10 protein-coding genes and 1 pseudogene are annotated in these 5,910 nt (G+C 30.8%); all 11 read right to left on the reverse strand.

What is annotated here, in order from left to right; all coding sequences use genetic code 11:
* Positions 1-468, reverse strand: a 468-nt coding sequence (locus C6H17_RS11595; protein WP_104731461.1) for a hypothetical protein, incomplete at its 3' end; no start/stop codon positions are given.
* Entirely contained in the window at positions 465-1,037 is a 573-nt protein-coding gene (locus C6H17_RS11600; RefSeq protein ID WP_005219889.1) for a hypothetical protein, read from the reverse strand. The genes C6H17_RS11600 and C6H17_RS11595, both read right to left, overlap by 4 nt.
* A gap of 2 nt (positions 1,038-1,039) precedes the next feature.
* On the reverse strand, positions 1,040-1,420 hold the full coding sequence (locus C6H17_RS11605) for a hypothetical protein (RefSeq protein ID WP_005219890.1): 381 nt from the start codon (positions 1,418-1,420) through the stop codon (positions 1,040-1,042).
* 13 nt (positions 1,421-1,433) lie between these two features.
* Positions 1,434-2,030 carry a hypothetical protein gene (locus C6H17_RS11610; protein ID WP_005219891.1) on the reverse strand — a complete coding sequence of 199 codons (597 nt, stop codon included), beginning with the start codon at positions 2,028-2,030 and terminating at the stop codon, positions 1,434-1,436.
* An 18-nt stretch (positions 2,031-2,048) separates the two neighbouring features.
* Positions 2,049-2,402 (reverse strand): hypothetical protein, encoded by a 354-nt coding sequence (locus C6H17_RS11615; RefSeq protein ID WP_020995749.1) that lies wholly within the window; start codon positions 2,400-2,402, stop codon positions 2,049-2,051.
* A complete protein-coding gene (locus tag C6H17_RS11620) occupies positions 2,392-2,976 on the reverse strand; it encodes a hypothetical protein (RefSeq protein ID WP_005219892.1) in 585 nt (194 codons plus the stop codon). Before C6H17_RS11620 ends, C6H17_RS11615 begins: the two co-directional genes overlap by 11 nt.
* Positions 2,976-3,623 (reverse strand): alpha/beta fold hydrolase, encoded by a 648-nt coding sequence (locus C6H17_RS11625; protein WP_005219893.1) that lies wholly within the window; start codon positions 3,621-3,623, stop codon positions 2,976-2,978. The genes C6H17_RS11620 and C6H17_RS11625 overlap by 1 nt, the downstream gene beginning before the upstream one ends.
* The gene (locus tag C6H17_RS11630; RefSeq protein WP_005219894.1) at positions 3,613-4,143 is read right to left on the reverse strand and encodes a hypothetical protein; all 531 of its coding nucleotides are present in this window, start codon (positions 4,141-4,143) and stop codon (positions 3,613-3,615) included. The genes C6H17_RS11625 and C6H17_RS11630 overlap by 11 nt, the downstream gene beginning before the upstream one ends.
* 103 nt (positions 4,144-4,246) lie before the next feature.
* Positions 4,247-4,807 (reverse strand): hypothetical protein, encoded by a 561-nt coding sequence (locus C6H17_RS11635; RefSeq protein WP_005219895.1) that lies wholly within the window; start codon positions 4,805-4,807, stop codon positions 4,247-4,249.
* Between the two features lie 367 nt (positions 4,808-5,174).
* A complete protein-coding gene (locus tag C6H17_RS11645; protein ID WP_020995751.1) occupies positions 5,175-5,597 on the reverse strand; it encodes a hypothetical protein in 423 nt (140 codons plus the stop codon).
* A gap of 3 nt (positions 5,598-5,600) precedes the next feature.
* Positions 5,601-5,910: pseudogene (locus C6H17_RS13180) on the reverse strand (hypothetical protein); the annotation flags it as partial.

The raw sequence follows: 5,910 nt of genomic DNA on the forward strand, positions 1-5,910 counted from the left end.
GCATTGATTGTAGAAACTTAGCATATCATTATATTGTCCTTGTGGAATGTATCCTAGAGCCATTCTTGCATCTGTTTTTAAATCTCCTGTATCACTTGGCTCTGTGCCACGAATGGCTAAAGTGTATTCCTTAGTTTCCTTATTTTGAAACAAGGTCGCAGAAAAACCTGAATCTGTATTAGGGCAATGTTCTACAAGATCGTAGCGTTCAAAAAATCTTTTAGTTTGAGTTGGAGTGAAGTTTCCTTTGAGTTTATCATTAAATATCAAACCTGTATCTTGAACTCTATGATTCCGATAAGTCATATCTAAGATGTCATAGAAAGTTATAGTTGGATTATTTTTTCGATTTGTGTTTTTAATATCTTCGCCTTCAAACTCTTTTCCTATAAAATGAAAATATCCATAGGCAGCTTGGGCTAATTCAGCGTTATCCCTCATCTTGTTGATTAATATCTTATTATTCATTTCTTGGTCTCCAAGTTGTATTTTGTTATCTTGTTGCAATATAAATCTTCTTCACTCCAATAAAATCCACTTCCTTCATTGCCATCTAGGTAATAGCGTCTTGTATGCCATTTTCCAAGTATTATAGCCAAAGTGATATTACTTTTTTTAAAAATCTTTTCATTGCTATACAAACTTGCAAAAATAGAATACCTTGAGTTTCTTATTTCACCTATGAAAAATTCATATTCTACTTCATTAGGGGAGTAAAAATGTGCTTTCTCACCCATTGCCTCTACTTCCCTATTCAACTCTTCCCAATCTAAACTATCCAAATCTGTATCAAAATACCTTAGAATCTTATTATATTTTTCCTCATCATTTGGCAGTTCATTTAATTTACACATATTCCTAAATTGCCAATAACTAGGCTCTAAATAAAATGAATATGGTGGTGTGTAATAAAAGATAATTAAACCTATACTTCCAAGAAAGACTAAAAACTTTGAAACCTTTTTCTTTGATTTAAATGCTTTTCTATAGATAAGCCATAAAAGAAAATAAGAAAGAGATAGGGCAATACAAAACATAATTAGAAAAAACATTGTAATTCCTTTAGGAGTTTAGATTCTGCATTCTTTTGTTTGCGTTTTTCACCAAATAAAGTAGCAGAGAATCCTGAATGTGTATTTGGTTGGTGGATAAGTAAATCATAGCGTTCAAAGAAGCGTTTTGCTTGTGTGGGAGTAAAGTCGCCATTGAGATTCTCTGTGTTAAAAAATGTGCTGTCTTGTGTTTCATAGTTTTTGTAGGTAATGTCTAGTATGTCGTGGAGAGTTATTTTTGTATTTGTTCTATTCCCATATTCCTTTTTGTGTGCAAACTTCTTACCTATCAAATCAAAATATCCATATGCCGCCCAAGCTAGTTCAGCAGCATTTTTAATTCTGTTGATTGTATCTTTATTTTTCATTTATTACTCTCCATTAATTAAACTTCTTGATGCTTGTACAAGAAATATCTCTTTCTGTCCATTCTGCTTGAAATGGAAAATCTGTCATATACTTTCGCTCCAAAAAATAGCGTCTTGTTTTCCAGCTACCATATGTTTCAATATGAGTTATGGCTTCCTTTGAGAATCCTTTATTGTTAGTATTAGTATATAAATCAACCGAAATATCGTAACGTCTCTTTTGAATTGTTGCAACCTTTACTCTATATTCCAATCTACCTTCAATATAATCCAAATTGAAGCCCTTAGTTAATTTTAATGCTCTCCCATTCAACTCCTCCCAATCCAAACTCTCCAAATCTGTATCAAAATACCTTAGAATCTTATTATACTTCTCTTCAGTATTAGGTAATTCATTAAGCTTACACATTTTTCTAAATTGCCAGAAACTAGGCTCTAAATAAAATGAATAAGGTGTGTAGTAAAACATAATTAAACCTATACTTCCAAGCACTACAAGAAATTTAGATATATGCTTTTGTGATTTAAAGAGTTTTCTATATATAAGCCACCATATAAAATATGAAAGAGTAAAGACAATAAGGAGAAAACATATTATTACCAAAAGCATTGTAATTCCTTTAGGAGTTTAGATTCTGTATTCCTTTGTTTTCTTTTTTTCACCAAAGAGGGTAGCAGAAAATCCAGATTCTGTATTGGGTTGGTGGATAAGTAAATCATAGCGTTCAAAGAAGCGTTTTGCTTGTGTGGGAGTAAAGTCGCCATTGAGATTCTCTGTGTTAAAAAATGTGCTGTCTTGTGTTTCATAGTTTTTGTAGGTAATGTCTAGTATGTCGTGGAGAGTTATGGGTTTATTAGCTTTATCTCCGTATTCATCCTCATCATTTTTAAATTTCTTGCCTATTAGATGAAAATATCCATAGGAAGCCATTGCAAGTTCTGCATTGTCTCTTAATTTTTGAATCTGTTGTTTATTCGTCATTTTTGAATCCTTTTGGCGTCATATTGTCTTGTATATTTATATCATTGCAACTTAGAGTTTCCTCACTCCAATAAAAACCACTTCCTTCATTGCCATCTGGATAGAAACGCTTCGTGTGCCAATAAACGCCTATCGACATTGCAGTAACATTGTAACGGTTCATCTCTGATTTGTTACTTAAAAAATCGGCTAATATTCTTATATGGGAATTTAATTGTTTTTTTTTAGCGATAGTTTCATACTCAAAGACCCCCTTTTTATAGTAACCGTGTTCCTTTGTAACTTTCCACTTCCTTTTATTATCGTTATTATTATTCAACTCCTCCCAATCTAGTGTATCTAAATCTGTATCAAAGTAACTTAGAATCTTATTATACTTTTCCTCGTTATTTGGTAATTCATTTAATTTACACATATTTCTAAACTGCCAATAAGTAGGCTCTAAATAATAAGAATAAGGTGTGTAATAAAAAATAAAAAGCAAAAATAGTATTACTATAATACTACCTATGTTGTATTTAAAATAAAAGAAGAAAACGAGAGGAATAATAATAAAAAATATTATAGCTAACATTAGGCAACACTCCTAGATTCTAAAGAGGTATTATAAGTATAAACTTCATTAATGATACTTGGATAGCTTAAAGCAAAGAGTTGAGCAAGATAGCCACCAAGTGAATGTCCTATAACATTAATCTTTGCAATGCCTTTTTCTTGTAGTAAAGGCTTGAGAGTTTCCTCATAAAAGAGAAGCATATCAAAATACTGCTCTATCACTCTATTCATATCACTATTATTTGTGCCTATGTAGTAGTCATTGATTATATCTTTGATTTGCTCGAGCTTAAATTCTGTGCCTCTTATGGCTAGAGTGTATTCCGAATCTTTAGAATCTGCTTTTGTGTCTTTAAAAAGCGTAGCAGAGAATCCACTTTCAGTATTTGGCTGATGAATGAGTAAATCATAGCGAGAAAAGAATCTTTGTGCTTGAAGTGGGGCGAAGTCGCCTTTGAGTTCATCGTCAAATATTAAACCTGTATCTTTAACTTTGCAACCTTTGTAAGTTAAGTCTAAGATGCCAGTGTGGGTTATGGTTAAAAGATTTCCCTGCTCATCTTTCTTGTCTTTAAATTTTTTTCCTATAAAATGAAAATATCCATAAGCTGCCATAGCCAATTCAGCATTATCTCTTAATTTTTGTATTTGTTGTTTATTGCTCATTATTGTTCCTTAAGTATTGCATTTCTGCATTTACATCAACACATGTTAATGTTTCCTCACTCCAATAAAACCCACTCCCTTCATTACCATCTGGAAAATAGCGTCTTGCATGCCAAGTAGTTAAAGTTCCTATTAGAGGTAAATTTTGTTGAGAAAATTTCTCTTTGGAATGCGGGTATAAAAAAACATAATTATAACTTAATCTACCCTTATGTTTTGGGGTAGAGGAAGAGTAATTAATTACTTTTCTCCGATAATCAATTGCAATAGGTGAGCTATGAGCTATTTGCGCTTCTTTATTCAACTCCTCCCAATCCAAACTCTCCAAATCTGTATCAAAATACCCTAGAATCTTATTATATTTCTCTTCATTGTTTGGAAGTTCATTAAGCTTACACATATTTCTAAATTGCCAATAACTAGGCTCTAAATAATAAGAATAAGGTGTGTAATAAAAGATAAAGAGAAAAAATAGTATTACTAAAACACTGCCTATGTTATATTTAAAGCGAATAAACAAAACTAAAGGAATAATAATAAAAACTACATATAAAGGGATTCCTATAAGATAGATAATCCCAATAAGAAATAAGATTGTAAATTTTTTTAGAATCTTTTTTATCTTAATAAGATTCTTTTTTCTTTGAAGCCGTTTTTCCATTGTTGTCATTATTTATTCCTATGTAGTAATCATTTATTAAATCTTTGATTTGCTCGAGTTTAAATTCTGTGCCACGAATGGCTAAAGTGTATTCCTTAGTTTCCTTATTTTGAAACAAAGTAGCAGAGAAGCCTGAATGGGTGTTGGGGCAGTGTTTTAATAAATCATATTTTTCAAAGAATCTTTTGGCTTGAATCTTCCCAAACTCTCCATTAAGTTTATCAAAGTTAAAAACTTCCTTGGCACTATTTTTCATCTCTGTAAAAATATCATCGCCTTGTTGCAGATTTATTAATACTTCTTGTCCTTGATATTTTTTATTTACTATATGTTCTAAAGTAACCTCTATTTCTTTATATCCTCTTGGATAGCTTGTATCCTCAATTTTATTACCTTTAGAATCTAATTCATAAATCTTTCTAGGGATACCATTAGAATCTTTGAGTAAGTCAAAATAAAAGTAGGAGGCTTGGGCTAGTTCAGCATAGTCTCTTATTTTTTTAATCCGTTGTTTATTGTTCATTTTCTAAATCCTTGCTATTTCGTTTCCTTAAAGTATATTCGCATACCGCTTCCTTCATTGCCTTCAATAAATATTCCATAATTTGTGTATTCGCAGTAATGGTTATTATTTAATATTCGTTCAACAATACAATAATGAAATTTTGGGTTAGCAAAAGTAGTCCTGCAACCACCAACAAAAAATAAAACCAAAAAGAAAGGAATAATAGATTTTAAAAGAAAAGAAAGTATTTTTTGGAATCTTAGAGATTCTGTTTTGCGTCTAATTCTATTAACAATTTTAATGATTAGCAATATTGCAATAATGCAAAGAAATATTAACCAAATAATACCTAGAATAAAGCCTAAAATAAAAAGCATTGTAAGCATTATGAAACCTTGACCAAAAAAGGATAATGGATATATTCTTTAGATTCTTTATTTTGAAATAAGGTAGCAGAGAATCCTGAATCTGTATTTGGTTGGTGAATAAGTAAATCATAGCGTTCAAAGAAGCGTTTTGCTTGTGTGGGAGTAAAGTCGCCACCTAAGAAATGTTTATGATACCAAGAATCTTTCGGTTTGCCATTATTGTCTTTAAAATATTTGTGTTCCATATTGAGAATATCTTCAGGAGTAGGAATAGCAGTTTGATTTTTTGCGATTTTTTCTCTAAAATATTCTAATCTCTCTTTATCTGTGCTATCTTTATTAAAATCATACTTTGGATTAGCCAAATGAAAATACCCATACGCTGCCATAGCTAACTCTGCATTGTCTTTTAGTTTATTAATCATTGCTTTATTTTTCATTGTTTAGTCCTTTTTGAAATATATGCAACTTATTGGGACACTTCCTAAAAAAAATCCAGTTCCCTCATTACCTGCTGGGAGTGGTCTTATTTTATCCCAATTAACATAAAACATTATATTTTTAATATTATCTCTTCTTGCTTGATTATCTTTAAAAAGTAATGTAAAATCCTGATATATTCTATTATGATACTTCTCGAATTCATACCAATATGTTCCTCTATCATTAACTTTTAAATTCTCCTGAATATACTCCCAATCTAAACTCTCCAAATCCGTATCAAAATACTTTAACACTTTATTATAATATTCC

Source organism: Helicobacter rappini (assembly GCF_900198625.1).
GTDB lineage: Bacteria > Campylobacterota > Campylobacteria > Campylobacterales > Helicobacteraceae > Helicobacter_A > Helicobacter_A rappini.

Coding starts and splice junctions, on each gene's coding strand:
- C6H17_RS11600 (WP_005219889.1), bottom strand. CDS start 1,037: ATGTTTTGTATTGCCCTATCTCTTTCTTATTTTCTTTTATGGCTTATC.
- C6H17_RS11605 (WP_005219890.1), bottom strand. CDS start 1,420: ATGAAAAATAAAGATACAATCAACAGAATTAAAAATGCTGCTGAACTA.
- C6H17_RS11610 (WP_005219891.1), bottom strand. CDS start 2,030: ATGCTTTTGGTAATAATATGTTTTCTCCTTATTGTCTTTACTCTTTCA.
- C6H17_RS11615 (WP_020995749.1), bottom strand. CDS start 2,402: ATGACGAATAAACAACAGATTCAAAAATTAAGAGACAATGCAGAACTT.
- C6H17_RS11620 (WP_005219892.1), bottom strand. CDS start 2,976: ATGTTAGCTATAATATTTTTTATTATTATTCCTCTCGTTTTCTTCTTT.
- C6H17_RS11625 (WP_005219893.1), bottom strand. CDS start 3,623: ATGAGCAATAAACAACAAATACAAAAATTAAGAGATAATGCTGAATTG.
- C6H17_RS11635 (WP_005219895.1), bottom strand. CDS start 4,807: ATGAACAATAAACAACGGATTAAAAAAATAAGAGACTATGCTGAACTA.
- C6H17_RS11645 (WP_020995751.1), bottom strand. CDS start 5,597: ATGAAAAATAAAGCAATGATTAATAAACTAAAAGACAATGCAGAGTTA.